This is a genomic window from Corynebacterium sp. HMSC036E10, from assembly GCF_001836265.1.
GTDB lineage: Bacteria > Actinomycetota > Actinomycetes > Mycobacteriales > Mycobacteriaceae > Corynebacterium > Corynebacterium coyleae.
Genome location: NZ_KV827938.1, coordinates 102,854 through 127,407, shown reverse-complemented (window position 1 = coordinate 127,407; position 24,554 = coordinate 102,854). Strand labels below are relative to the sequence as shown.

Sequence of the window (24,554 nt, the reverse complement as noted above, 5' to 3'; positions counted from 1 at the left end):
TTGCCTACTACACGTGCCCAGGTTTCGGGCCACCAGTTCATGCGCCGTCGTATGGAGCATGGGTTGTTGTTCGGGGATATCCGGATGATTCATGACCCGTTGTCGGCGCGCCATCGCGCCACGGTGTTTGGTGTTGCTGCGGTGGTGATGATCGCCGGGGTGATGGGGTTGTTTGCGTGGATGCGTCCGAATGCAGATCCGGGGGATGCCCCGATTCTGCGGGCGTCGGACGGCACGCTGTATGTGCGTGTTGATGACACTGTTCATCCGGTGACCAATCTTTCTTCTGCACGCTTGATTGCTGGTGCGGCGGCTGATCCGTCGCGGGTGGGTGATGAGCATTTGGCGGCGATGCCACGTGGCGTTCAGGTGGGTATTGTGGCTGCGCCGGCGATGTTTGCGCCGGAGGGTGCGGTTGATGCTGCATGGTCGGTGTGTGCGGTGCCGGGCCGTGTGACGGTGGTTGCGGGGCAGCGTCCGGAGCCTTTGCTTGGCGACGACACCGTGCTGGCCACCGACGGCACCCGCCAATGGTTGGTGACTGGTGAGGGCAGACAGTTGCTGCCTGATGCGACTACTCCGCACGGGCGTATCGTGCGCCGTGCGTTGGGGGTCGGGCACACCACTCCGATGTGGGAGCCACCGTTGCAGGTGATGACGGCGCTGAAGGAATTGCCACCGGTATCAGTACCTGCGCCCGACCGGCTGCCAGAAGTATTGGTCGCTGAGAGCGGTGCGTGGGCGCTGTTCAACGGGAGAATCGAGCCGCTCAGTGAGGTGCAGCAGGCAGTGCTGTTGGATGCTGGCGCGAAGCAACGCAGCATCGGCCGCGAACAGTTAGCCACGTATCAGGACGGGGACTTAGGGCTGACGATTCCAGAGCGTCGCCCGCAGTGGGTTGACCCGGTGCAGCAGACGGTATGCGTGGACCAGGACCGTGGTGGCGCGGTGCAGTCCGGTACAGAACACGACGGTACAGAACACGCTGGTGCAGCACGGTACGGTGCAGTGCGATCCGGTGATACTTCGGCGATTGCGTTGTCTGGGACGTCGGTGGCGACACACTTTGTGGGGCTTGCGGATGGCTCGATCGGTGTGGATTCCGGACATGGCTTCCACGTCGTGGCGAGCAACGGGTTGCGCCACCGTGCACCCGATGCGGAAACACTTGCCACGGTGGGTGCGGTGCATGTCGAGCGCGTGCCTTGGGAGATTGTCAGCCTCTTGCCGGAGGGCGAGGAGCTGACCCGGGCTGCTGCTTTGACCGCCACGTACTAACAGCACACAGCACAAGGACACCCAGTAGAGCGAACACAACTGCGCCGAGGCCGACACTGCTGAACCGTTTCGCGGCCAAGGAGGCGGTGCGCTCTGTTGGGGCCACGGTGACGGTGTCCCGTGGCGCGATGTCGTCCGGCGTGAGTTGGCTGATCACGTTGTGCGGGGTGATTGCGCCGCCGCCGTGTTGTGCTGCGGCGGTGATGAGCGTGCGCACGTGGTCCGGCGTGATGCCGGGGTAGCGCTGCATGAGCAACGCGGCCGCACCACTGACTACCGGTGCGGCGAAGCTGGTTCCAACGTAGGGGCGTGACCCGTCGCGGGTGAGCGTGCCGTCGGCCCAGCCGTTGCCGCTGGATGCGAGCGCGTGTGGGACAAGACCGGCTGCGGAGATTTCCGCTGGCAAGGAGTATGACGCGAGCGTGTGGGTGTCCTCGCGAGCCCCCACAGCAAGCACCGTGGGAAACAGAGCTGGGATCACGCTAAAGCCTGGTTCACAATCGGCGCTGGTGTTGCCGGATGCGGCGACGACGACTGCGCCGTCGGCCTCGGCACGGTGCAACGCGCCGCGCAGCCCATTGAGGTCGATGCGCGAGGCAAGCCCCGGGTCCACACAGGACACGACAGAGACGTTGAGCACGCGCGCCCCCTCGTCGAGCGCGTTGTTGATTGCAGAGGCGAGCGTCTCAAGGTCCCCCGCGACAGATTGGCCGCGGCCACCGCGGTAATGGGCTGACGTTTGGCGCACCGCGAGGATCTCCGCATCTGGTGCGATGCCGAGCGTGCGCCCAGCGATGACGCCGGCGACGACGGTGCCGTGGCTGTCGCAGTCCGCAAGCGCGTTGTCGCCGACAAAGTCGGCTCCGGGGCGCAGGTGATTAAGTTCCGGGTGTGGAGCGACGCCAGTGTCGATGACGGCGACGCGCACGCCGGCTCCGGTGGCGAAGCGACGGAGCTCGTGGAGCTCCGCAGGTGTCTCACCTGGTGGTTGTGCTGCCGAAGGCACGGCGCAGGCGATGTCTTGGGCGGAGGCGTAGGTAAGCGAGCCCGGCGCGAGTGCTGCAGGTGCGCAGAGTACAGGCATGGCGAGCATCAGTGGCAACAGTGCGGAAGCGGGCAGGGAACGTGTGCGCATTGTTACAGCCCTCGAATCAGGTCGAAGACCCCGGTGAGGTGTACCGCGAGTGGGATGACGGCGATGAGGGCGGCGATTTCGGCACGTTCGAACCAGACAACGGTTGTCGGTTCTAGGTCGGGTACGCGCCGGGCCCACAGCACGGTGGTTGTAGCTGCCAGTGCGGTGAGGACGGCGATGGTGATGAGGGCGGGATGCGGGTCGTCGATACGCACGATGCTGATGGCGGAAGCAATGACTGCCGCGAGTGCTATCGCCATCAGCGCAATGAGGGTTGCAGCCCAGTGGTGGCGCGATGCGTAGACGACGAGTGCGCCAGCGATGCAGGTGCAGAACACGAAGTTCCATGCACCGCCGCTGCTGCCGATCTGGAGGAGCGCAGGGATGCTCACTGTGGCAATTCCGGCGGTGACTGCGCTGGCGATGGTGGTGGCGACTCGGCTGCGTGCGTCGACGTCTGGTTGGTATTCGTCGGCGCGATCGAATTCTTCGCCGGCGGTGGGCACGTGCGCCACGGCAAGGCCTGCAGCACGGGTGGCGATGCCGGGTGTGGCGGCAACCGTAAACAGGCCGGTGAGGACGGATAATGCGGCAGGCGCGTTTGCGGCGGGCAGCCAGGTGCCTAACGTGCCGATGCCGCTGAGCACACCAACCGTGACAGCAAACGCCACCAATGCAGGGCCTGCAAGGCGCAGAGCCACTCCAATGCCGACGGTGATGAAGGCTGTGACGACACCTGCGAGTGCGCCAAGAGCAACGTCTGTGCTGTGCAGGTTCGGTTCTGTGCCACCGATGACCCATGTGGCGGCGGCCCAGCCGAGGCACAACGGCGCGGCAGCAAACACGGCGGGCGATTTCGCAACAGCAGCGAGGGTGAGCGCACATAACCCGGTGACGGCGAAGGTCGCGGGAGGTGGGGTAAACATGCTGAGCAGCAACGCAATGCACGCTAACCCTACGAGGGTTGCGGCGGCGTCGAGGCCGCGCACGCTGCGGGCATTGCGGCCTGCGTGCGCGAGGGCGTCGGCGGCGTCGCGTACCACGGGAGGTGCGATGGGTTCTTTGGGGCGCAGGGCGATCACGGCGCCGTCGTGAAGCTTGAGCGCGTACAACGGCGTGTGCATGTCGAGTGGGCGTCCGCCTGCCGTGGAGATTTCCCACGGGCGGTGGATCTGCGGCAGTTCCACAAGACGCGCCAATTCGGGCAGCACCTCTGCAAACGTTGAGGATGTCGGCAGTGTGACATCGATATCGCGGTGAAACGCCGCAACAGAAACACGTACGGTTACGCGCACAATGTGGTGCGCCGAAGTAGCAACCAAAACTCTTCCCCCGGAAGTCTCAACGCGTGGCCCCCATTTGCCACGCAACTTGGGCCAGTATGGCGCACCGTTACGCTGCAGTCCAGCTTTTCGTACCCCTTTGGCGGGCAAATGGTCTACACTGCGCTCAACACTATGCCCAACACAGTTCGGGGGAACTGTGGCCACATGGGGTGAAAAGGGGGGATCCACGAATGCTCGGGTTAGACCACGATGCTGTGCTCGCACCAACTGCGGGCACACCTGACGTGCCGGCACTGCCAACAGGACAACTGCGTGCAGAGCCAGTCCCAACAGCGCAAAAGCCGCAGACGCAGCCGGTGATCAAAATCTTGCTGCCAATTGTGATGGTGGTTGCCGTTGGTGCGGTGATGGCGCTGATGATGACATCTGGACGCACTGTGAGCCCAATGATGTTGATCTTCCCGCTGATGATGCTTTTCGGACTGTTGGGCATGATCAATCCGCAAGATCGGCAGGGAGATATCAACGAAACGCGCCGGGTGTACCTGCGCCACCTGGATGCGTTGACCCGGAAGGCGCGCGCGAACGCAGCGCAACAGCGCGCGCACGCGACAGGGTTGCACCCGGCTCCGGCAGATCTTGTTGCTGCGACACCGGTGGAGCGGGTTTGGGAGCGCACTGCGGCGTCACCGCTGGCGTTGACCGTCCGGTTGGGGACTGGCAGCGGTGCGCTGTGCACGCCTGTCGATGTAGAGGATCCGGGAAGCCCAGAGGACCTTGACCCGGTGTGCGCGGTGAGTCTTCGTCGCACTGTCGCTGCCGTAAGCACCGTGCCTGGCATGCCGATTGTTGTGCAGCTCGATGCATTTCCCGCGGTCACCTTGGCTGGTCCCGGCGCGCATGAGGTGGCGCGTTCCATCGTGTGCCAACTCGCGTTTTTTCATGGGCCCGAGTTGGTCAGCATCGACGCGCCATTCGCGTGGGCGAAGTGGCTGCCGCACGCTCGCGCGGAACATGCACGTTTTCGCGTGGTGCTTATCGACGCCACCGTGGAGCACCTCCACGCCCCCGACGCCGACTGTGTGATTGTCGTCCACCCGGACGAGCACTACTTTGTGGACCCGGATGCCTTCCACCTCGTGTGCACCGATACGCTCGCTGCGGTCACCGAACAGGGCATGGAGCAACTCGGCCTTCCGGACTCGTTCACTGACGCGCAGGCCGAGTTCATCGCTCGCCACCTCGGGTTCTACCGACGCCCAGAAGGCGCAAGTGAGGACACTGGCGATCTGCTTGCCATGCTGGGGATTACGGACCTGGACGCACTCGATGCCACCACCATGTGGCCGGGGATGCGCAACAAGCTTGTCGTGCCCATCGGCGCGACCCCCGATGGGCAGCCGGTGTACCTGGACTTCAAAGAATCAGCGCTCGGTGGCATGGGCCCACACGGGCTCTGCATCGGAGCTACCGGTAGTGGTAAGTCCGAACTGCTTAAGGAAATCGTTGTTGCGCTTGCCGCAACGCACTCGCCGGACGAGCTCAACTTGGTGCTTGTGGACTTCAAGGGCGGCGCAACCTTCCTCGGCTGCGAGGACCTGCCCCACACCAGTGCGGTGATCACCAACCTTGAAGACGAGGCCGTGCTGGTCGAGCGCATGTTTGATGCCATCTCCGGCGAGTTGAACCGCCGCCAGGAACTGCTGCGTGCCGCAGGCAACTTTGCGAATATCACCGACTACACCCGCGCCGGGCACACACTGCCGTCGCTGGTGATCATCGTCGACGAGTTTTCAGAACTGCTCTCGCAACACCCGCACTTCGCGGACCTTTTCGTCGCGGTGGGACGGCTGGGCCGCTCACTTGGTGTGCACTTGTTGCTCGCCTCGCAGCGGCTCGAGGAAGGCAAGCTGCGCGGGCTCGATTCCCACTTGTCGTATCGCATCGGGTTGAAGACGTTTTCCGCAGGGGAGTCGCGCCAAGTCCTCGGCGTGCCGGATGCCTATGAACTGCCCAGTGAGCCGGGCTCGGGTTACCTCAAGTCAGGTATGGAACTCACCCGCTTCAGGGGTTCTTACGTGTCCGGTCCGCTGACCCGCCAGGTGTTGTCGCACCCAGCGGACGCGCCGACAGTGCGGTTGTTTACCGGCGACGAGATAGAAATCGCCCCGCAAACTGTTACCGATACCGACTATTCGACAACGCTGTTCGACGCCGTTGTGGAGAAAGCCCGCGACGTCGCCGCAACCCGGAGCATGCGCGCCCACCAGGTGTGGCTGCCACCGTTGCCGGATACGCTCGCGCTTTCTTCGCTTGTCGACGACACCATCGCCCTCGTCGACGAGCCCTATCGCCAACTCCAAGTCCCCTTCGCCGTGGACTTTTCCCGTGCCGGTGGGCATGTTGCCATTGCTGGTGCGCCGCAGACGGGGAAGTCGATGGCGGTGCGGTCGATCGTCGCCAAGCAAGCGCTGTGTCGCACAACCGATGAGGTGGCGATCTACATCATCAACGCTGGCGGCGGCGACTACAGCGACATCGAGTCCCTGCCTCACGTGGCGGGTGTGGCGAACGCGAAGGATGAAGAACGCACGCGCCGTGTTATCGACGAGGTCACCGGACTCCTGGATGCGCCTGCCTCGCGCGCGACACTGCTCGTTGTCGATGGTTGGCATGCGTTGCTGGCCAACGATTCCAAACTCGAAGACCTGCGTGATCCTTTGGCGCGAATCGCCTCCGAAGGCCCTGCGGCACGCGTGCACCTGCTGATTACCACACAGCGGTGGAACGCGGTGCGTGCGAATGTGCGCGACCTCATCGGCACCCGCATCGAGATGCGCCTGACCGAGCCGATGGATTCGCTGATCGACCGCAAGGCCCAAGAACGTCTCGCCGCCGTGCCGGGACGTGCGCTCACCCCGGACGGCAAAGTCATGCATGTCGCGCTGACCAGCGCCGAAGACATCGCACACATCGCAGCCCAGGCGGCGAGCCAGACGCCGGTGCCACGCCTGCGCGTGCTGCCAGCAAGAGTCGACGCGCAACCGCTTATCGACGGCACCCGCATCCCACTCGGCATTGGCGGAGCGGACCTTGCACCGCTGTACTCCACCGGCCACATCCTGGCCATCGGCGCAGGCGGCGCGGGCAAATCCGCCTTCATCGCCAGCACGATTGCGGCTATTTCAGCGATGCCACGCGAACAAGCCCGCATGGTGATCTGCGACCCGCGCCGGGCACACCTGGCTCATGCGGACAGCGACATGGTCGCGGCGTACGCAGCTTCCTCGAGTGCGCTCACCGATGCGGTGCGCTCGCTGGCCACCACGCTGACCTCGCGACTGCCGGGCAGCGACGTCACGCCCGCCCAACTGGCAGACAGGTCCTGGTGGGCAGGCCCAGAGCTCTACTTGCTTATCGACGATCTCGACCTGGTCGGCGACGAACCACTGCGCCCAATCATCGACTTGTTGCCCCACGCGCGTGACATCGGCTTGCACATCGTGGTGGCACGCAAGTTCGGCGGTGTTGGGCGTGCCATGTTTGGCCCGTTCCTCGCCGCTGTGAAAGACCTTCACCCAGACGTGCTGATTCTGGACGGCACCAAGGACGAAGGCGCACTCTTCGGCGTCCGACCGGCACCGCAGCCACCAGGGCGCGCAACGCTCGTACAGGGCGAGCCGAAGGGCATGATCCAACTGCCGATGCTGAATATGGGGGACTAAATGACAGACCTGCGCATTACCGCGACCGATGCGTCGACCGTGTTCACCGGTGCGGCCGACGTCCACCGCTTCGACGCGCCAAGCAGCCGTGAAATCGCGAACACGATCCGCACTGTGCTGGGGCCGAACCCAGACGGGGCACACGTGCACATCACCGCAGACGACACGCGCCTACGCGAGCTCGAGTACGCCTTGGCGGACTACGACATTGACTTAACCACCGAACTCCTTGGTCCCGATCCGGCAGACGTGCCACGTTTGCTCAACGCACCCTCCGCGCCACCTGCGCCGTGGGATCCGCCACGGGACCCGCCGACAGACACGTTCGCGGCGATTGCGGACAACCGCTCGTCAAACATCGGCGTCTGGATCATCGCCGCAGTCGTCGCGGTGGTCGCAGTCGTGTGTGCGGTGGTCATCTTCAACGTTGTCTGGAAAGGCAGCGTTGGCAGTGCCGGCAGCGCCAGCAGTGCAGCGAACACGGACAGTTCAATTGCGACACCGACGGCTACTGAAGCTGCGGCGGGGGCAACGCCGTCTGTGGCGGTGGAGTCGTCGATACGCGAAGAAGCACCGCAGACCGTCCTGCTTGAACAAGACGGCCTTCAAGTGGAACTGCCTGCCGGGTTCGCTCTTGAGGCCGACGATGGCACATGGCGCGCAACCGGCGATGATCCGAATTTCCGCCTCCACATCGCCGTCGAGAGGCTGTACCAATTACCGGCCAAGACTATGGCCGAGCAACTCCTCGCCGATGTTGAGGCGGACCCGCAAACAGAACTTGTGGACACGGACGGCACCTCGGTGACCTACCTGGAGCGCGCCGCGGATGGATCGCAGGCGCTCTGGAAGACCTGGCCGCACGGCACCACCCAGCTTTTCGTGGGCTGTCACACGCGCCATGAACCCACCACAGTGCAACGCGCAACGTGTCGAATGGCCATGGAAACCGCTGAATTTAAGGGGGCTGACATGCGGACATGAAAAACTTTTGAATTCGATGGAACCGAAAGCACCAAATGTCAGTCAGATATATGAACGGCAAACACACACCGTTCATCCAACCTAAACACACAAGGGGGAAACCATGGAGCTGTTCGCCACTGAAGCGGAGGTCATGCGCGCCGCCGCAGACCGTACCGACGACACCAACGCAAACGTCAACCGTGAAATCGATCGCATCCAACAGGTAGTCGAATCCACTCGCAACTACTGGGTGGGCAACGCGCAGCGCAGTTTCGACGACCTGATGATGCGCTACGACGACGCTCAAAAGCGTTTGTCGGAGGCGTTGACCGCGATCTCCGCGAACATTCGCGACAACGCGAAGCACTACGAGTCCACCGACGCAACCAACACCGACAGCCTCCGTCAGCTCGCTGGCGGACTCGCACTCTAACCACAAGGGGGAACCACCATGCAGATCAAATACGACTTCGCTCAGATCGCCGGCGCATCCGAAGACATGCGCGCATCCGCATCCCGCATCAACGGCGACCTGGCCGAACTGAAGCAGATGCTCCAGCCCATGGTCCAGACCTGGGAAGGTACCGCCGCCACCGCCTACCAGGCACACCAAGCCAAGTGGGATCAAGCGGCAGAGGATCTCAACCAGATCCTCACCCAGATCGCGCAGACCGTTGAAGATGGCAACTCCACCATGTTGGCCGTCAACAACGCTGCAGCGAACAGCTGGGGCTAACCAACAGACTTGCGTCGGGGCGACAACGCCGACTATCGGGGGATAGGGCGCGGCAGACCCGTCCCCGGCGCATCCACAAAAGAAAAAGGGGGACTCGGGGGAAACGCCGCCGCAGGTGACTATGGGGAACACCTGCGGCGGCGTTTTTGTTTTGTGGCCAGATTGCCGTAGTGTTTAACCCCTGTGTGTCCCGCCTGACGCGCGTTTCGGGTCTCCACCGGCCGCCGGAACCGTCGAGGAACATGCGAAGTATGGCCGGCAGCAATCTAGACAGACTTTAAGGAGTCATGCATGTCTACTTACCACCCGAAGAGCGGTGACGTGACCCGTAACTGGTACGTCATCGACGCAACCGACGTGGTGCTGGGCAAGCTTGCTTCCACCGCAGCAGACCTGCTGCGCGGTAAGCACAAGCCGCAGTTCGCACCGAACGTTGACACCGGCGATCACGTCATCGTGATCAACGCCGACAAGATCCACATCTCCTCCAACAAGCGCGATCGCGAGATGCGTTACCGCCACTCCGGCTACCCGGGTGGTCTGAAGTCCATGACCCTGGGCCGCGCACTGGACGAGCGTCCGGACCGCGTGATCGAGGAAGCTGTGAAGGGCATGATGCCGCACAACAAGCTCTCCCGCCAGTCCATCAAGAAGCTGCACGTCTTCGTCGGCTCCGAGCACCCGTACGCTGCTCAGAAGCCGGAAACCTACGAGTTTAAGCAGGTGGCACAGTAATGACCGAGCCGAACAACTACGACAACCTCGCTGCCGACACCGACATCGATGCCGCAACCGCAGCAACCGAGGAGTTCAACTACACCATCGGTGACGCAATTGCGCCGGAGGCTGACGCTGCTGAGGAGACCGTTGAGGTCGCACCGCTGCACGAGGGCCCGATCCAGACTGTTGGTCGTCGTAAGCGCGCAATCGCTCGCGTGACCGTCGTCGAGGGCGAAGGCAAGATCACAGTCAACGGCCGTGAGTTCGAGGAGTACTTCCCGAACAAGCTGCACCAGCAGGACATCCTGACCCCGCTGACGCTGCTCGAGCGCGAGGGCCAGTTCGACATCAAGGCCAACATCTCCGGTGGCGGCCCGACCGGCCAGTCCGGTGCTCTGCGTCTGGCTATTGCCCGCGCACTGAACATCTACAACCCGGCTGAGCGCCCGACCCTGAAGAAGGCCGGCCTGCTCACCCGTGACGCTCGTGCCGTGGAGCGCAAGAAGGCTGGTCTGCACAAGGCCCGTCGCGCACCGCAGTACTCCAAGCGTTAATCGCTGGCTTACTCCACACGCCGTCGCCCATGTTCTGGGTGGCGGCGTTTGCCGTTTCTTCTGTCATTGTTGGTGAGCGGACCGGTTGCGAGGGTTCGTCGATAAGCAATTGCAGCAAGCATGCATAATTGTGGGCATGACTCGATTGTTTGGAACTGATGGTGTTCGCGGCTTGGCCAACGAGGCGTTGACAGCGCCGTTGGCGTTGAAGCTCGGCGCAGCTGCGGCAACGGTGCTGACGAAGGACCGTCGCTCGGGGAAGCGTCGCCCAGTAGCGCTCATTGGGCGCGACCCGCGCGTCTCCGGTGAGATGCTGGCGGCAGCGATGGCAGCCGGCATGGCGTCGAAGGGCGTGGACGTGCTGCGTGTCGGTGTGATTCCGACGCCTGGCTTGGCGTTTCTTACGGACGACTACGGAGCCGACATCGGTGTAATGATTTCCGCCTCCCACAACCCGATGCCGGATAACGGGATCAAGTTCTTCTCCGCTGGTGGTCACAAGCTGCCGGACGATATTGAAGACGAGATTGAGCGCGCCATGGACGAGCTGGAGGAAGCCGGCCCGACCGGCACCAGCATCGGCCGTGTGATTGAGGAGGCCCCAGATGCGCAGAGCCGCTACCTGGCGCATCTGGCTGATGCGGTAAGCACCGACCTGTCGGGCATCAAGGTTGTGGTGGACTGCGCGAACGGTGCAGCGTTCGAGGTAGCCCCGAAGGCGTATGCGGCAGCGGGGGCTGACGTGACCGCGATCTTTAACAAGCCCGACGCCTACAACATCAACGACGGCGCAGGCTCCACGCATATGGAGCAGATTCAGCGCGCAGTGGTTGAGCACGGCGCGGACCTTGGTTTGGCGCACGATGGTGACGCGGATCGTTGCTTGGCTGTGGACGCCGAGGGCAATGTTGTCGACGGCGACCAGATCATGGCTGTACTGGCAACCGCGATGCGCGACAACAACTCGTTGCGCTCCAACACGCTGGTGGCCACGGTGATGAGCAACCTGGGGCTGAAGCAGGCAATGAAGCGCGAGGGCATCGAGATGCGGGAGACCAAAGTGGGCGACCGTTATGTCCTCGAAGAGCTCAACCGTGGCGACTTCTCCTTGGGTGGCGAGCAGTCCGGCCACATTGTGGTTCCGGAGCATGCGACCACCGGCGATGGCGTGCTGTCCGGTCTGATGCTCATGGCACGCATGGCTGAAACCGGGAAGTCGCTCGCTGAGTTGGCGAGTGTGATGACCGTGCTGCCGCAGACGCTGATCAACGTTCCGGTCTCAGACAAGTCGCGCATTCTTGACGACGAATCCGTTACCGCCGCGATCCGCGAAGCTGAAGCGGAGCTGGGCGATACCGGTCGTGTCTTGCTGCGTCCGTCGGGTACCGAGGAGCTGTTCCGCGTGATGGTGGAAGCAGCTGAGGAAGAACAGGCACGAAAGGTTGCCGGACAGCTCGCGGCGGTCGTCGCAGCCGTGTAACTTCTGAGTAAGAAGTTTTTTGCCCCGGCAGGGAACCGCCGGGGCGTTGGGGGAGTCTAACTAAGTAGAAATAGTTGGACTGGAATCTTTTCAGGGGTGGGAAATGACACGACATGTCAGTGCTGTCGACGTTGACGTTGACAATGTTCGAACGCAGTACGGTGCCGCGATTAACGCGTACCGTGCTGCGGCGCACGACCTCGACACGAGGCGCATCACGGTGGACCCGTCTGCTTTCGGCGATGGCTTCGCGGAGCAAGGCCGGCGTGTTGCTGAGGCACTTGAGGCGCTTCACAGTACGTCGAAGCGGTTTTTAGAGGTCCGTAGCGAGAACTGGGAGCAGGTGCTCGCGCTTACCGACGACATCGTGGCCGCCGATGCACTCGCAGCCGAGGTACTTGAGGGGGTGGAGCAGCCATGATGCCGACAGTGCAAGATGATGTCCGCACCCTCGTCGAAGCGGTCGAGGTTGCACCTGAGGTGCCAGAACACCAGCGCAATGCCGTGCGAGGCCTTGCCGGTGAGTTGATGTCCGAGTCCTCCTGTATCAACGGGCTCGACCTTTCGGTGTTCGCACAGATCGGCTTGCAATTGGCGTTGAGTTGTGAGCGTCCGGATACGCCAGCGCGCACGTGCACGGCAGATAACAGCGGATGGTTTGAAGAGGTGGGCATCCGGGATCGGGAGTGCCGAAATGAAGCCCGCGAGACCGACCACTTTGAACACGTCAAGCAGGTAGGCCAGCGTATTGGAGAGTGCTCTTCGGCGATAGAAGCGATCGTGCGCTCAGCTGATATGGCGATTCGTGCGATCTTGGAACCTGCGCGCCGTGTGTTCGAAATCGCGCAGCGTTGCGGGATCACTCAGATTGTGGAGATCGCCGTAGAGGTGATCATCGAAGCGCTGCGGTGTGCAACGGCAACGACCACGGACCGAAATGGGGTGATCCGGGAGTGCCTCGACAGCATTGCCGAGTGCACTGGTGAGGCGGCGCAAACCCAGCCAGAGCCTGCGGTGGAGAAACCATGCGACACGGTTGCAAGCTCCTCGGTCGGCACTGTGGCCGCCGGCGTGAATATCTCGGTCGATGTGGGGCTGAAGCTGGGCGTTGAGCTCGACCTCGCACAAGGAGAGGTGGAATGCCCGCCGGAGGAAGCACCGAAGCCGGAGCCTGAACCGCCGGCGAAACCAGCACCGAAACCTGCTCCAGCACCGGCGCCAACGCCACCGCCACCGCCTGCACCTGCACCGACACCGACTAAGGATGGGGTTATCGCCCCACCGCCAGAACTGTCGCAGGTGCAAGAGCCGCCACCACCGCCGAAGAAGGCACAGCACGTCGATACAACGGCTGCTTCCGTAGGTGGCGCAGACGGGGCACAATCAGGCGCTCAGGGCGGGCAGGATCCGTGGGCAATGAAGAAAACGGGGGAGTGGTAACCAATGGATTACGAGTTGTTTGTGCTCCAGTTCCAACGTAGGACGCAAAAACGCATGGCTGATTTTGAGGCCATGATGCGCGAGCACCAGAACAAGATGGAACAAACTGCGAAGCACTACGCCAGAGCGCGCGAGACGATGGAACGGCCGAAGCCGGTCGCGCCGCGTGGGGATTACACCTTGGAACGCTCGCGTGTGTCTGCGGCGCGTCGCGCAAGAAGGGCGCAGGTGCATGCGGTGCTGCAAAGCCAGGCCCGGGGGACTCCGCCGGAGCAGCCCGGCGTGGGCGAAGAGGCCTAACCCGCGAGTGAGAACCTCGCGGAAGCGCGCCGCCCTAGAACAGGGAGAAACCGGCGTTGTCGCGGGCCAGCCCCGCGGCCTTGGCGAGCTTCTCGCCAGAAAGGGAGACCACGCCAGAGCCTTCGGCGTCGGCTTCCGCGTAGCCGGCGTAGGCCTTCTCGTCGTTTAGCACGTGCAGCAAGTAGCCCACGAGCAAGCCGCGCACGGTTTCCTGCAGCGAGCGGTCGGACTTGCCCACGCCGAGGATGCGCTTGATCATGCCGTCTTCGGAGAAGGACTGCTGATCGCCCTTCTTCGGTGCGCGGTAGACCACATCGCCCGCCCAGTTGTAGGCAAGCTTTGCGGGGTTGCCCGGGTCGAACAAGGAATCGCCGTCCTCGCCGGGACCGATGACCATGCCGGGGGCGAAGAGCGCACGGGCTGCTTCCACCGCGGACGGTGCGACGTTTGCCGGGTACACCGTCGCCACAGCCTTCACCTTCGGGTTGTCTACCGCCGCAAGCACTGCGGCGCCACCACCCATGCCGTGGCCGACGATGCCGAGTTTGCCTGGGGAGACAGAGATGTTGCCGTTGCCTAGTCGCACGCCGGCGAGGATCTGCAGGCTCGTCTCCAGGTCTGCAGCAAAGCCACGGTGATCTGGCCTAAACCCGGTTTCGGTGTTGGGTGCTGCGACTGCGATGCCCCAGCTGGCCAGGTGGCGCAGTGTGCCGTGGTAGTCGTCGATGTCTTTCGTCCAGTCGTGGCCGAACGCGACAGCGGGCAGGTTCTTGCCCTCGGCAGGGGTGTACACCTTGCCGGGTAGGCCCGTGTAGCCCAAGTCGCCTTCAAGGACGCGGTGGGGGCCACGCTTGGACAGGTCAGAGAGTTTCTTTAGCTTCGCAGACACGCCGACGATCCTACTGCATCCTTGTCTGGACTAGGGTGAGTCCATCGTTGCAGGCGGGGTTACTCAGGAGGCAGGATGCTCGGCGCGTTACAGCTCGCATTCGTCGATTCGGTGAACCTTCTGCTCATCGGGGTCATCGTTGCAGTAGGTATTGCGGTGCCGCGGGGAAACGGCCGCTACGCCAAGACGACATCGTTGCTGATTGCCGGTGACTGGCTGGGGGTGGCGGGGCTTGCGCTGCTGATGCTTGTCATTTTCGACGGGTTGGGCTCCGCCGTTGAACGTTTTGTCAACGGCCCTGTCTTCGGTGTGCTGCTGATCGCAACGGGACTGCTGACGGCGGTGCTTGCCATGCGTGGCGGTGACAACCAGGCGCTGACGCAGAAGATCATGCAGCACCTGCACACACCCGGTCCGCTGCCGGTGCTTACGGGTTTTGTCTTGGGGCTGGTGCAGTCGGCAACCTCGGCACCGTTTTACGGCGGGCTTGCGTTGCTGTCCGCCTCGGGTATTGACGCGCAGGTGCGTTACGCGGCGATTCCGCTGTACGCCTCGGTGGCGTTGTCGCTGCCAACGCTGTGTGCGCTGCTGGTCGGGTTGGTGCGCGCTCGTCCTGAAAGTCTCGCAGGCAGGGGGTTTGCGTGGGCGCGCAGCCACCCGCAGCAGGTGACGGCAGCGGCGACGTGGGCTGTGGCAGTAATGCTGACTGTGCTGGGTGTCGTGCACCTGCTGTAGGTGGTGCACAATGGGGCGTATGTTTCCGCTCCGTACAACGATTGATCTAGGCGCGATTGCGCACAACACTCGCCGTCTGAAAGAGCAGGCAGGCGAGGCGAAACTCATGTGTGTGGTGAAGGCGGACGCCTATAACCATGGCGTCGAAAAGTGTGTTCCGGTGATGGATCGCAATGGCGCAGATGCGTTCGGCGTGGCCACGTTGGCTGAGGCTCGTCGTGTCCGTGAGGTCACACAGAAGCCTGTGCTCGCCTGGTTGTGGAGTATCCACGAGGAGTTGCCGGAGGGTATCGATCTTGGCGCGCCGAGTTTTGCCCATTTGCAGTTGCTTATCGACGAACCCACGCACCGCACCGTCTACCTCATGGTGGATACGGGCATGCACCGCTCCGGTATCGACGAACCGGAGTGGGAAGCGGCGTTCAAGATGGCGTTTGAGGCGGAGCAGGCCGGCAAGATTGAGGTTGCTGGTTTGATGACGCACCTGGCGTGCGCCGACAACCCGGTCGACCCCTACACGGATTTCCAGGCGGAGAACTTCCGCAAGGCGATCGAGTCGGCGCGTGCGGCCGGATTGCGTGTGGAGCGAAACCACATGGCGAACTCGCCAGCGACTTGGACGCGCAAGGATTTGCACTTTGACATGGTGCGCCCGGGCGTGAGCCTGTACGGGCTCGAACCGGTGGCGGGACTTGACCACGACCTGAAGCCGGCGATGACGTGGGTGGGCCAGGTCATCGCGGTTAAGCCGATGAAGCAGGGCGAAGCAACCAGTTACGCACGCACCTGGGAAGCGCCCGAGGACGGCTACACCGCAGTGATTCCGGCCGGTTACGCAGACGGCGTGCACCGTAGCTGGCAGGGTGCGTTGGAGATCGCCATCAATGGCCAGACCTACACCCAGGTTGGGCGTGTGAGCATGGACCAGATTGTGGTGTGGCTCGGCGCAAACGAGGACAACGTCCAGGCAGGCGACGAGGCAATCATCTTCGGTGCGGGTGGTCGCAGCGCAACTGATCTGGCTAAGGCCGCCGGCACGATCAACTATGAGGTTGTGTGCGCGCCGGAGGGCCGAACGCTTCGCACCTATGTAGGGGAGGAGTAAGTGAAGGACACGTTTGCGCGTGAGGGAAAGCGGGTGTGTGAGGGTGTCGTCGATACGCAGCAGCTTGGTGAGGAGCTCGGCGCAGCACTTGAGGCGGGGGATCTAGTGATCCTGGATGGCCCGCTCGGCGCCGGCAAGACCACATTCACACAAGGTATTGCGCGTGGCATGCAGGTGAAGGGACGCGTGACCAGTCCGACGTTTGTCATCGCGCGCCAACACGCTTCCACTGTGGGCGGGCCCACGTTGGTGCATGTGGATGCCTACCGTCTCGGCGACGATCCGCTGGGTGAGCTCGATGCGCTCGACCTGGATACCGAGTTGGAAGATGCCGTGGTGGTCGCAGAATGGGGCGGCGGTTTGATGGAGCAGTTGGGGGCGCGCCACATTCTCGTGCAGTTGGATCGGGAGACTCTCGCAGAGACTGAGGGCAGGATAGTTTCCTGGCGTGTCGTGGAGGGGATGTAGGCTTACACCCATGCTGAAAACGAGTAGCAAAGCCCGTGGTTGGATCATTCTTGCGGCGGTGCTGTGGTTGGTGATCCTGATCGGGATCATCTTCATTCCGCAGTCCCGTGGCTCGAACGCTGTGGACGAGGTGAAGCCGACGAACTCGCTGACGCGTGCGTTGCTGCAGACCCGTCCGGGCGGTGACGTGGTTGCCGCGCAGCTCGTTGACCCGTCCAGGGTGTACGACGCAAACGAATACATGGGGTACACCACGCTGTGCCCAGGCGAGCCGGAGGAGCTGGTGAAGGCGAAGAAGGAAGCCTTCGCGCTGACGGATGAGGATGTGGACCTCAACGGCGAGATGGGTTACGTGCTGCTGATCCCAGCGGAGGGTGAGACTGCCCTGATCGACCCGGTTGAGTTGAAGAAGGTCGACATCTGCACTGTTCCGCAGTCGGAGACTTTCCCGCTGAACACCGCAATGCCGTTCTACAACACGAAGGGCCAGTGGGCTCTGGGGATGGGCCAGTAATGCTGGTGCTCGCCCTCGACACGGCGACTACGGATTTGGTCGCAGGTGTCGTGGATACCGAGGCGGCGAAAACGCTTGCTGAGGCAACCGTTGCTACGCGTGCGCACAACGAGCAGCTTGTGCCGACAGTGCAGGTGCTTCTCGACGAAGCCTCGCTCACCTTCGCCGACCTCGACGCCATCGTTGTCGGTTGCGGGCCGGGCCCGTTTACCGGTTTGCGTGTCGGGATGGCCACCGCCTCTGCGCTTGGCCAGGCGCTTGGCATTCCGGTGCATGGGGTATGCACCCACGATGCGGTAGCGGTAGACCGCCAAGGCGATGTGCTTGTGGTGACCGACGCCCGCCGCCGCGAGGTGTACTGGGCCCGGTACAACGACGGTGCCCGTGTTGCAGGCCCCGAGGTATGTAAGCCGGCGGATCTGCCAGTGGAGCAGGTGGACGTGCTGAGCGTGCCCGACAACCTTGCAGAGCAGGTCACGGTCGTAGCAGGCACTATTGCGTACCATGCGCCGGCCCCGGCTGGGTTGGTTGCTGTGGCGGATCTGAGCGCCACCCCGGAGCCTCTCGTCCCGCTGTATTTGCGTCGGCCGGATGCGGTGCCACCGAAGCAAGCTCCGAAGTCGCCCGCGCTGCCGTGATGGAGTTCCGTGAACTGACAGTCGGCGATGCGGCCGCGGCGGCAGCGATAGAGGCTGTCCTGTTCGCCGGGGATAACCCGTGGTCGGAGGCAGCATTTCGTTCAGAGATTGCTGCGCCCCACACGTTTTACCTCGGTGCGTTTGAAGCAGGCCGGATGCTTGGGTACGCGGGGCTTGCAATGCTGGGCCCGCGCGACGACCCAGAGTTTGAAATCCACACCATCGGGGTGGACCCCGAACAGCAGGGCCGCGGCCTGGGCCGGGCGTTGATGGACCAGATGATGCACACCGCTGACCTCATGGATGGTCCGGTCTATCTTGAGGTGCGGGTGGATAACGAGCCCGCGATCGCGCTGTATAAACGTTTCGAGTTTTTCACCGCCGGCGTGCGGAAGAACTACTATCAGGCCTCCGGCATGGACGCGTACACCATGACGCGCCCGCGCAAGAGCGAAAGGGTGTAAGCAATGATTGTCCTCGGTATCGAGTCCTCCTGCGACGAGACTGGCGTAGGCATCATCAACCTTCATGACGACGGCACGATGGAAATCCTTGCCGACGTCGTCGCGTCCTCGATGGAACAGCACGCCCGCTTTGGTGGTGTGGTGCCGGAGATCGCCTCCCGTGCACACCTTGAGGCGATGCCGCAGGTGATGGAAAAGGCGCTGGCGGACGCTGGTATTGAGAAGCCAGATGCCGTAGCAGCCACGATCGGGCCCGGTCTTGCAGGCGCACTGCTGGTTGGCGCTTCCGCCGCGAAGGCATACGCCGCCGCCTGGGGCGTGCCCTTTTACGGCGTGAACCACCTTGGCGGTCACGTCGCTGTGGCCAACCTCGAGGGGGAAAGCTTGCCGCACTCGATTGCGCTGTTGGTCTCTGGCGGGCACACGCAGCTGCTCGAGGTTGACGCGGTGGGCAAGCCGATGAAGGAACTCGGCACCACACTCGACGACGCTGCTGGTGAGGCCTACGACAAGGTGGCCCGGCTTCTGGGGTTGGGCTATCCGGGTGGTCCGGTCGTCGACAAGTTAGCTGCGCAGGGGGATCCGAATGCGGTGCGTTTCCCTCGTGCGCTGTCGCGTGCGGAGGATCTGCGCGGCGAACACCGTTACAACTTCTCGTTCTCTGGGCTGAAGACCGCGGTCGCGCGCCACGTTGAGGCCGCCGAGCGTGAGGGCCGCGTGATCTCGCTGGAGGACGTGTGCGCGTCCTTCCAGGAGGCAGTCTGCGACGTGCTTACCGCCAAGGCGATCATGGCCTGCGAGGACACCGGCGCGAACACCCTGCTGCTCGGCGGGGGTGTGGCGGCCAACAGTCGTCTTCGTGAACTCGCGCAGCAGCGTTGCGACGACCGCGGCATCGAACTGCGTGTGCCACGGTTCAAACTCTGCACCGACAACGGTGTGATGATCGCAGCGCTTGCGGGTCAGCTCATCCACGAAGGGGCCACGCCGTCTGATTTGGGCGTAGGCACGGACACGTCGCTCGAGGTAGAGGTTCCGCTCGTGTAATCCCTCGCCGAGCGAGGTCACCAGGGAGGGGCTACATTGAGCACCTGAACTGTATCCCGTGAAAGGAAATCCTCCGTGACCACCGAGCAATTTAGCCAAGAGCAGGCCGAACGCGAACGTTTCGGGCTGCTCGTCAACCCAGATCTGACGTACCGTCGCATCGTGTTCGACGAGGACTCTGCGCGCGAGATGCTCGGTGGCGGAACCGATGGTGTTGTGGACGTGGCGTTTGACCGCGACGGCAACCGGTTCCACGCGATTTACCGGGTTGACGCTGGAATTGTCGGAGCGGAGCCGAACCCTGTTGCGTCCCTTGCGCGTAACACTGCAGAGACGGACACCCCGGAGTTTCTTACGGATCCCACCAGGTCGATCTGTGGACCGGTGATCTTCGCGGCGCGCGGGGGCGGCAGCATTAGCGAAGGCACGGTCGAAGAGGTTGTCAACGCGATCCGTGCGGTGGAAAACTTCCGCAACGACAATCCCGAAGAGTTCGAGCTGTGGCGTAACGCGGTGAAAAACCGCTAAACGCCACCAGTGTTGTTGGCTGGCACTCTCATAGGTAGAGTGCTAAGGCAGGTTGTGTGAAGCACAGTTGTTCACCCGCGACGACGGCTGCGCCTCGTGAGACCTGAACTATTGATTCATTCACCAATGAAAGGTTTTTGATCATGGCAAACGTCAACATCAAGCCGCTGGAGGACAAGGTCCTCGTCCAGATCGCTGAGGCTGAAACCACCACCGCCTCCGGCCTGGTTATTCCGGATTCCGCTGCGGAGAAGCCGCAGGAAGCCGTCGTCATCGCTGTTGGCCCGGGTCGTCTCGACGACAATGGCAACCGCATCGCCGTGGACGTGAAGGAAGGCGACACGGTTATCTTCTCCAAGTACGGCGGCACTGAGCTGAAGTACGGCGGCGAGGAGTTCCTCCTGCTGTCCGCTCGTGACCTGCTGGCCGTCGTCGAGAAGTAAGTAAAACGCTATGGCAAAACTCATCGCATTTGATCAGGAAGCTCGCGAGGGCATCCAGCGCGGCGTGAACACGCTCGCCGACGCGGTGAAGGTCACCCTCGGTCCCCGTGGCCGCAACGTTGTGCTTGCAAAGTCCTGGGGCGGCCCGACCGTCACCAACGACGGCGTGACCATCGCCCGCGACATTGACCTTGAGGATCCGTTTGAGAACCTCGGTGCGCAGCTGGTGAAGTCCGTCGCAGTCAAGACCAACGACATTGCAGGTGACGGCACCACCACCGCAACGCTGCTCGCCCAGGCGCTCGTCGCCGAAGGGCTGCGCAACGTGGCTGCTGGTGCGAACCCGATCGAGCTGAATAAGGGCATCAAGGTGGCAGCCGACAAGGTCGTCGAGGAGCTCAAGGCTCGCGCGACCGACGTGAAGTCGTCCGCTGAGATCGCCAACGTGGCCACCGTGTCCTCTCGCGACCCTGAGGTTGGTGAGATGGTCGCAGGTGCCATGGAGAAGGTGGGCAAGGACGGTGTGCTTACCGTCGAGGAGTCTCAGTCCATTGATTCCTACGTGGATCTGACTGAGGGTATTTCCTTTGATAAGGGCTTCCTCTCCCCGTACTTCATGACCGATCCGGATGCCGGCCAGGCCGTGCTTGAGGACGCCCGCGTGCTGCTCGTACGCGGCAAGATCTCCTCTCTGCCGGATTTCCTCCCGCTGCTTGAGCAGGTTGCATCGGAGTCGGTGCCGCTGTTCGTCGTGGCCGAGGACATCGAAGGCGAGGCGCTGCAGGCGCTCGTTGTCAACGCGATCCGCAAGGTGATCAAGGTCGTTGCTGTGAAGTCGCCGTACTTCGGCGAGCGCCGCAAGGCGTTCATGGATGACCTTGCTGTTGTCACCGACGCGACCGTCATCGACCCAGAGGTTGGCATCAACCTCAAGGACGCCACCCTGGACCACCTTGGCTCCGCACGCCGCGTAACCACGACGAAGGACGACACGGTCATCGTCGACGGTGCCGGCACGGCAGAGGCTGTCGAGGAGCGCCGCGAGCAGATCCGCCGCGAGATCGAAACCACGGATTCCACCTGGGACAAGGAAAAGGCCGAGGAGCGCTTGGCCAAGCTTTCCGGTGGTGTCGCGGTGCTGCGCGTCGGTGCAGCGACCGAGACCGAACAAAACGAGCGCAAGCTCCGCGTCGAGGACGCCATCAACGCTGCCCGCGCGGCAGCAGAGGAAGGCATCATCGCCGGCGGCGGCTCCGCACTGGTGCAGATTGCCAAGCAGCTCGAGGAGTTTGCTGAAGGCTTCGAAGGCGAGCAGAAGACCGGTGTGCTGGCAGTGGCACGTGCACTGTCCAAGCCGGCATTCTGGATCGCTGACAACGCGGGCCTCGACGGCGCTGTCGTCGTGTCCAAGGTTGCCGAGATGAACAACGGCGAGGGCTTCAACGCCGCCACGCTCGAGTACGGCAACCTCATCGACCAGGGCATCATCGACCCGGTGAAGGTGACCCACAACGCTGTGGTCAACGCCGCATCCGTGGCTCGCATGGTGCTGACCACGGAGGTATCCGTGGTGACCAAGCCGGCCGAAGAAGGCGAGGAAGGTCACGCACACGCCCACTAGGGTGTCGTCGATACGCTAAAACAGTGCCCCACTTCGGTAGGGCACTGTTTTTCTTTTGGCGTGATTCTTCGGTCGTGCGCTTACTTGACGGCGGCGACGTACTTCACGCTGCCAAGGCCGCGGCGCAGGGCAGTGGAGCGCTCAGATTCACTCATGCCGCCCCAGATGCCATAGGGCTCGGCCACGCGCAGGGCATGCTCGCGGCACTGGGTAAGCACCGGGCAGTTGAAGCAAATAGCCTTCGCTCGATTCTCACGCTGCGTGCGGGCGCGGCCCCGCTCACCCTCGGGGTGGTAGAAGATTTCCGAGGCTTCGCCTCGGCAGGCGCCGTGAAGCTGCCAATCCCAAAAGTCTGCATTGGGGCCGGGGAGTTGCTGTGGCAACGTCATGGTGTGAGATCTCCTTTGCCGTGGAAAACGTGATGTACACAACCAGCAGTGCAGTGTTCCGGCGGTGGGTGAACAAAGGGTTGCCGCGCGGTTACGGCACGGGTGTTTCTCGGAGGCTCTTGTGAATAAAAGCGCAATTCGCAGGGAAAATGGCAAGAGTTAAAGGTTGGTGAATTCTTGGATACGCGTCGGTAACTCATATGGCGGGGGAATGAGTGTTTATAGTGTTTGCTTGTGATTGGCAATACCGGCGCGACAGCGGGTGACGAGGAAGATGAACTTGTCACCCTCGTTCCACGTGCCGCCGAAGGGGATGCGCGTGCTCTCCAGCGTGTGATTGCCATCGTCCATCCACGGGTGCTGCGCTACGCCAGGGCGCGCATTGGAGGCGGGCGCATGCCGACTGCGGAGGACGTCGCTCAGGAGATCTGCTTGGCGGTAGCGACGTCCATTGACCGCTACGTGGATACCGGGCGGCCGTTCATGGCGTTTGTGTACGGCATTGCGTTTAACAAGGTCGCCGATGCGCACCGCAGCCTGGTGCGTGACAAGACAACGCCTACTGAAGATGTCCCTGACCAGGAGGTTGTTGCGTTCACGCCGGAGGATGCAGCCGTTGTTGCAGACGGAAGTAACGAAGTTCGCGCATTACTCGATTCATTAAGTGATAAGGCTCGCGACATTGTGATTCTGAGAGTGTTTGTGGGCCTCTCGGCGGAAGAAACGGCAGAGGTAGTGGGCAGTACTCCAGGTGCGGTGCGTGTCGCGCAGCATAGGGCGCTGTCCAAGTTGCGTGAGCAGTTGGAAGGAGACCATTCAGGCCATGACGCGTGATTTTGGTGGCGGCGACTTTGGAGAAGAGTGCGTTCGCGACGATGCGTTTCTTGATGCGCTTTCGAGTGGTGTAGACCCCAGTGACGGCAGTGACCCACTGGCTGCGGCGCTGCTTGGACTAAAGCAGGACGTCGATCGCCCGATGCCAGCGGCTCCCACGGTGATCCCGGTTGCGCCGGTTGCATCGCTTGACGACGTCCGCGCGCGCCGCCGGACCGCCAACCCATGGGTCGCAGGTGTGGTCGGTGCTGCAGCTGCGTCTGTGGCTATCGTCGGCACTGGCGCTGCGGTGTATGGCACGCAGAGCTCGGCGAACGAAACCACGATGGTGGAGTTGGCAACCACGCTCGACGAGCTGGAGGCAGCGAACCAAAGCGGGGATATGGAGGCCGCCCGAAGCCTGCTTGAGCAGGCTAGGGGGCTTATGGCAGGTATCAAGATGCGTGAGGCGCGTAACGGTGAAGACGTAGTGCAACCAGCGCCACGCACGGTTACTGAAACCACGACTGTGGTGGAGGTCCATGAAGTTGAAGTTCCGCCGAGCGTGCAGCAGCCTGCGCCGGCGCCGGAGCAGAACCCTGCGCCTGCTCCGGAGAATGCGCAGCCGACGGCTGGGGCACCGGCGCCGGGGTCGGATGCCGTGGCGCCTTCGAACGGGAGCTTGCCGCCGCGCCAGCCGCAGGAGCAACCGCGACCGACGGTGGTGGAGCCGTCCGATTCGCGCGAGCAAACTCCGATCCCAGGAGATCAGCCGCCAGCACGGCCGACGGTCCGCGATAATGTCCCGTCGAACCCAGTTGATTCTGCATCGCGGTACGCAGCAACGCCCGCGCCGGTAGTGCCGGGCGGGGCGGGCTCGTCGGAAAATTTCTAGCTAGCGTGCCTCGAGACCATCGAGGTAGCCCATCGCGTAATCCCACGGAACGTACGCAGTGACGTTCGGTTGCGCGCTGGGCTCATGCACCGGGGGAAGTTCCCCGTTGAGGGTGGCGATCATGTTTTGTTCCATGATCTCCCAGTCGTAGTAGTGCATTTGGTCGCAGTCCTCGCACAGGAAATGGATGCCCAAAATTCCGCGCGGCTTCAGCATTCGTTGTGCGTCGCGTACGTGTGCAAGGTCCTGGATGACGGCGACGCGCTCCTCAGGGGAGAGGGGCTCCACGATCTCATCGTCTTCGATGAACGACGCCGGATCGTTTGGGTCGTCCGCGAACGGGTCCAGCGGCATCATGTCGTCGTAATTCACGGTGCCCAGCCTA

At 62.9% G+C, this 24,554-nt stretch carries 28 protein-coding genes; 23 read left to right on the top strand and 5 right to left on the bottom strand.

Translation table 11 applies throughout. The features are described from left to right. Complete coding sequence (eccB, locus tag HMPREF2736_RS01695; RefSeq protein ID WP_246822029.1) at positions 1 to 1,278, top strand: type VII secretion protein EccB; 1,278 nt, start codon at positions 1 to 3, stop codon at positions 1,276 to 1,278. On the opposite strand, the gene HMPREF2736_RS01690 is transcribed toward eccB, so the two are convergent. Together HMPREF2736_RS01690 and eccD are read right to left on the bottom strand one after the other, a co-directional pair. After that, entirely contained in the window at positions 1,217 to 2,413 is a 1,197-nt protein-coding gene (locus HMPREF2736_RS01690) for a S8 family serine peptidase (RefSeq protein ID WP_083322944.1), read from the bottom strand. The two genes, eccB and HMPREF2736_RS01690, sit on opposite strands and share 62 nt — an antisense overlap. Positions 2,414 to 2,415: 2 nt before the next feature. Beyond that, positions 2,416 to 3,735, bottom strand: a complete 1,320-nt coding sequence (gene eccD, locus HMPREF2736_RS01685; RefSeq protein ID WP_168167609.1) for a type VII secretion integral membrane protein EccD — start codon at positions 3,733 to 3,735, stop codon at positions 2,416 to 2,418. 194 nt (positions 3,736 to 3,929) lie between these two features. On the opposite strand from eccD, the gene eccCb reads away from it, so the two are divergent. From eccCb to HMPREF2736_RS01635, 10 genes are all read left to right on the top strand, one after another. Beyond that, complete coding sequence (gene eccCb / locus HMPREF2736_RS01680; protein ID WP_070828750.1) at positions 3,930 to 7,424, top strand: type VII secretion protein EccCb; 3,495 nt, start codon at positions 3,930 to 3,932, stop codon at positions 7,422 to 7,424. After that, complete coding sequence (locus tag HMPREF2736_RS01675) at positions 7,425 to 8,408, top strand: type VII secretion-associated protein (RefSeq protein ID WP_070828749.1); 984 nt, start codon at positions 7,425 to 7,427, stop codon at positions 8,406 to 8,408. Between the two features lie 103 nt (positions 8,409 to 8,511). Next, positions 8,512 to 8,823, top strand: a complete 312-nt coding sequence (locus tag HMPREF2736_RS01670) for a WXG100 family type VII secretion target (RefSeq protein ID WP_070422754.1) — start codon at positions 8,512 to 8,514, stop codon at positions 8,821 to 8,823. 18 nt (positions 8,824 to 8,841) lie between these two features. Then, entirely contained in the window at positions 8,842 to 9,126 is a 285-nt protein-coding gene (locus HMPREF2736_RS01665; RefSeq protein WP_070422755.1) for a WXG100 family type VII secretion target, read from the top strand. 291 nt (positions 9,127 to 9,417) lie between these two features. Further along, on the top strand, positions 9,418 to 9,861 hold the full coding sequence (gene rplM / locus HMPREF2736_RS01660) for a 50S ribosomal protein L13 (RefSeq protein WP_070422756.1): 444 nt from the start codon (positions 9,418 to 9,420) through the stop codon (positions 9,859 to 9,861). Continuing rightward, positions 9,861 to 10,400 carry a 30S ribosomal protein S9 gene (gene rpsI, locus HMPREF2736_RS01655; RefSeq protein WP_070422757.1) on the top strand — a complete coding sequence of 180 codons (540 nt, stop codon included), beginning with the start codon at positions 9,861 to 9,863 and terminating at the stop codon, positions 10,398 to 10,400. The genes rplM and rpsI overlap by 1 nt, the downstream gene beginning before the upstream one ends. A gap of 136 nt (positions 10,401 to 10,536) precedes the next feature. Further along, positions 10,537 to 11,880 carry a phosphoglucosamine mutase gene (gene glmM / locus HMPREF2736_RS01650; protein ID WP_070820717.1) on the top strand — a complete coding sequence of 448 codons (1,344 nt, stop codon included), beginning with the start codon at positions 10,537 to 10,539 and terminating at the stop codon, positions 11,878 to 11,880. 103 nt (positions 11,881 to 11,983) lie between these two features. Beyond that, on the top strand, positions 11,984 to 12,301 hold the full coding sequence (locus HMPREF2736_RS01645; RefSeq protein ID WP_070450572.1) for a hypothetical protein: 318 nt from the start codon (positions 11,984 to 11,986) through the stop codon (positions 12,299 to 12,301). Next, complete coding sequence (locus HMPREF2736_RS01640; protein ID WP_070820716.1) at positions 12,298 to 13,320, top strand: hypothetical protein; 1,023 nt, start codon at positions 12,298 to 12,300, stop codon at positions 13,318 to 13,320. Before HMPREF2736_RS01645 ends, HMPREF2736_RS01640 begins: the two co-directional genes overlap by 4 nt. A 54-nt stretch (positions 13,321 to 13,374) precedes the next feature. Further along, complete coding sequence (locus tag HMPREF2736_RS01635) at positions 13,375 to 13,620, top strand: hypothetical protein (protein WP_141739346.1); 246 nt, start codon at positions 13,375 to 13,377, stop codon at positions 13,618 to 13,620. A gap of 34 nt (positions 13,621 to 13,654) precedes the next feature. Here HMPREF2736_RS01635 and HMPREF2736_RS01630 read toward each other — a convergent pair whose 3' ends face one another. Continuing rightward, positions 13,655 to 14,509: a dienelactone hydrolase family protein gene (locus tag HMPREF2736_RS01630; RefSeq protein WP_070828748.1), complete on the bottom strand. Its 855-nt coding sequence runs from the start codon at positions 14,507 to 14,509 to the stop codon at positions 13,655 to 13,657. A 75-nt stretch (positions 14,510 to 14,584) separates the two neighbouring features. Between HMPREF2736_RS01630 and HMPREF2736_RS01625 the strand changes: the two genes are divergently transcribed. The 10 genes from HMPREF2736_RS01625 to groL all read left to right on the top strand — a co-directional run bounded on the left by HMPREF2736_RS01625 (position 14,585) and on the right by groL (position 22,072). Further along, complete coding sequence (locus HMPREF2736_RS01625; protein WP_070828747.1) at positions 14,585 to 15,244, top strand: hypothetical protein; 660 nt, start codon at positions 14,585 to 14,587, stop codon at positions 15,242 to 15,244. A gap of 19 nt (positions 15,245 to 15,263) precedes the next feature. Beyond that, a complete protein-coding gene (gene alr, locus HMPREF2736_RS01620; RefSeq protein WP_070828770.1) occupies positions 15,264 to 16,349 on the top strand; it encodes an alanine racemase in 1,086 nt (361 codons plus the stop codon). Next, entirely contained in the window at positions 16,350 to 16,817 is a 468-nt protein-coding gene (tsaE, locus tag HMPREF2736_RS01615) for a tRNA (adenosine(37)-N6)-threonylcarbamoyltransferase complex ATPase subunit type 1 TsaE (protein WP_083322943.1), read from the top strand. Between the two features lie 10 nt (positions 16,818 to 16,827). Next, complete coding sequence (locus tag HMPREF2736_RS01610; protein WP_070422765.1) at positions 16,828 to 17,331, top strand: hypothetical protein; 504 nt, start codon at positions 16,828 to 16,830, stop codon at positions 17,329 to 17,331. After that, positions 17,331 to 17,969, top strand: coding sequence for a tRNA (adenosine(37)-N6)-threonylcarbamoyltransferase complex dimerization subunit type 1 TsaB (gene tsaB, locus HMPREF2736_RS01605; RefSeq protein ID WP_070422766.1), 639 nt, complete (start codon positions 17,331 to 17,333; stop codon positions 17,967 to 17,969). The genes HMPREF2736_RS01610 and tsaB overlap by 1 nt, the downstream gene beginning before the upstream one ends. Beyond that, complete coding sequence (gene rimI, locus HMPREF2736_RS01600; protein WP_070450557.1) at positions 17,969 to 18,433, top strand: ribosomal protein S18-alanine N-acetyltransferase; 465 nt, start codon at positions 17,969 to 17,971, stop codon at positions 18,431 to 18,433. Before tsaB ends, rimI begins: the two co-directional genes overlap by 1 nt. A gap of 3 nt (positions 18,434 to 18,436) precedes the next feature. Further along, entirely contained in the window at positions 18,437 to 19,480 is a 1,044-nt protein-coding gene (tsaD, locus tag HMPREF2736_RS01595; protein ID WP_070422768.1) for a tRNA (adenosine(37)-N6)-threonylcarbamoyltransferase complex transferase subunit TsaD, read from the top strand. A gap of 75 nt (positions 19,481 to 19,555) precedes the next feature. Then, the gene (locus HMPREF2736_RS01590; protein ID WP_070570595.1) at positions 19,556 to 20,008 is read left to right on the top strand and encodes a hypothetical protein; all 453 of its coding nucleotides are present in this window, start codon (positions 19,556 to 19,558) and stop codon (positions 20,006 to 20,008) included. A 143-nt stretch (positions 20,009 to 20,151) separates the two neighbouring features. After that, positions 20,152 to 20,451, top strand: coding sequence for a co-chaperone GroES (gene groES, locus HMPREF2736_RS01585; protein WP_070422770.1), 300 nt, complete (start codon positions 20,152 to 20,154; stop codon positions 20,449 to 20,451). A gap of 10 nt (positions 20,452 to 20,461) precedes the next feature. Beyond that, entirely contained in the window at positions 20,462 to 22,072 is a 1,611-nt protein-coding gene (groL, locus tag HMPREF2736_RS01580) for a chaperonin GroEL (RefSeq protein ID WP_070828746.1), read from the top strand. 80 nt (positions 22,073 to 22,152) lie between these two features. Here the strand turns inward: groL and HMPREF2736_RS01575 are convergent, their stop codons facing one another. Continuing rightward, positions 22,153 to 22,461 carry a WhiB family transcriptional regulator gene (locus tag HMPREF2736_RS01575; RefSeq protein ID WP_070422772.1) on the bottom strand — a complete coding sequence of 103 codons (309 nt, stop codon included), beginning with the start codon at positions 22,459 to 22,461 and terminating at the stop codon, positions 22,153 to 22,155. A 234-nt stretch (positions 22,462 to 22,695) separates the two neighbouring features. On the opposite strand from HMPREF2736_RS01575, the gene HMPREF2736_RS01570 reads away from it, so the two are divergent. Further along, positions 22,696 to 23,295, top strand: a complete 600-nt coding sequence (locus HMPREF2736_RS01570) for a sigma-70 family RNA polymerase sigma factor (protein ID WP_224213064.1) — start codon at positions 22,696 to 22,698, stop codon at positions 23,293 to 23,295. Further along, positions 23,285 to 24,169: a hypothetical protein gene (locus HMPREF2736_RS01565; RefSeq protein WP_070422773.1), complete on the top strand. Its 885-nt coding sequence runs from the start codon at positions 23,285 to 23,287 to the stop codon at positions 24,167 to 24,169. The genes HMPREF2736_RS01570 and HMPREF2736_RS01565 overlap by 11 nt, the downstream gene beginning before the upstream one ends. Here HMPREF2736_RS01565 and HMPREF2736_RS01560 read toward each other — a convergent pair whose 3' ends face one another. Continuing rightward, positions 24,170 to 24,541 (bottom strand): DUF5319 domain-containing protein, encoded by a 372-nt coding sequence (locus tag HMPREF2736_RS01560; protein WP_070422774.1) that lies wholly within the window; start codon positions 24,539 to 24,541, stop codon positions 24,170 to 24,172. It abuts the gene before it with no gap. Positions 24,542 to 24,554 lie beyond the last annotated feature (13 nt).

Excerpts from the sequence above, each read along its gene's own strand:
- tsaB (WP_070422766.1), top strand. The coding sequence starts at position 17,331 with ATGCTGGTGCTCGCCCTCGACACGGCGACTACGGATTTGGTCGCAGGT.
- HMPREF2736_RS01610 (WP_070422765.1), top strand. The coding sequence starts at position 16,828 with ATGCTGAAAACGAGTAGCAAAGCCCGTGGTTGGATCATTCTTGCGGCG.
- HMPREF2736_RS01690 (WP_083322944.1), bottom strand. The coding sequence starts at position 2,413 with ATGCGCACACGTTCCCTGCCCGCTTCCGCACTGTTGCCACTGATGCTC.
- rimI (WP_070450557.1), top strand. The coding sequence starts at position 17,969 with ATGGAGTTCCGTGAACTGACAGTCGGCGATGCGGCCGCGGCGGCAGCG.
- HMPREF2736_RS01670 (WP_070422754.1), top strand. The coding sequence starts at position 8,512 with ATGGAGCTGTTCGCCACTGAAGCGGAGGTCATGCGCGCCGCCGCAGAC.
- eccCb (WP_070828750.1), top strand. The coding sequence starts at position 3,930 with ATGCTCGGGTTAGACCACGATGCTGTGCTCGCACCAACTGCGGGCACA.
- HMPREF2736_RS01645 (WP_070450572.1), top strand. The coding sequence starts at position 11,984 with ATGACACGACATGTCAGTGCTGTCGACGTTGACGTTGACAATGTTCGA.
- alr (WP_070828770.1), top strand. The coding sequence starts at position 15,264 with ATGTTTCCGCTCCGTACAACGATTGATCTAGGCGCGATTGCGCACAAC.
- HMPREF2736_RS01575 (WP_070422772.1), bottom strand. The coding sequence starts at position 22,461 with ATGACGTTGCCACAGCAACTCCCCGGCCCCAATGCAGACTTTTGGGAT.
- tsaD (WP_070422768.1), top strand. The coding sequence starts at position 18,437 with ATGATTGTCCTCGGTATCGAGTCCTCCTGCGACGAGACTGGCGTAGGC.
- groL (WP_070828746.1), top strand. The coding sequence starts at position 20,462 with ATGGCAAAACTCATCGCATTTGATCAGGAAGCTCGCGAGGGCATCCAG.
- rpsI (WP_070422757.1), top strand. The coding sequence starts at position 9,861 with ATGACCGAGCCGAACAACTACGACAACCTCGCTGCCGACACCGACATC.
- HMPREF2736_RS01635 (WP_141739346.1), top strand. The coding sequence starts at position 13,375 with ATGGCTGATTTTGAGGCCATGATGCGCGAGCACCAGAACAAGATGGAA.
- rplM (WP_070422756.1), top strand. The coding sequence starts at position 9,418 with ATGTCTACTTACCACCCGAAGAGCGGTGACGTGACCCGTAACTGGTAC.
- groES (WP_070422770.1), top strand. The coding sequence starts at position 20,152 with ATGGCAAACGTCAACATCAAGCCGCTGGAGGACAAGGTCCTCGTCCAG.
- glmM (WP_070820717.1), top strand. The coding sequence starts at position 10,537 with ATGACTCGATTGTTTGGAACTGATGGTGTTCGCGGCTTGGCCAACGAG.
- HMPREF2736_RS01565 (WP_070422773.1), top strand. The coding sequence starts at position 23,285 with ATGACGCGTGATTTTGGTGGCGGCGACTTTGGAGAAGAGTGCGTTCGC.
- HMPREF2736_RS01640 (WP_070820716.1), top strand. The coding sequence starts at position 12,298 with ATGATGCCGACAGTGCAAGATGATGTCCGCACCCTCGTCGAAGCGGTC.
- HMPREF2736_RS01625 (WP_070828747.1), top strand. The coding sequence starts at position 14,585 with ATGCTCGGCGCGTTACAGCTCGCATTCGTCGATTCGGTGAACCTTCTG.
- HMPREF2736_RS01675 (WP_070828749.1), top strand. The coding sequence starts at position 7,425 with ATGACAGACCTGCGCATTACCGCGACCGATGCGTCGACCGTGTTCACC.
- HMPREF2736_RS01665 (WP_070422755.1), top strand. The coding sequence starts at position 8,842 with ATGCAGATCAAATACGACTTCGCTCAGATCGCCGGCGCATCCGAAGAC.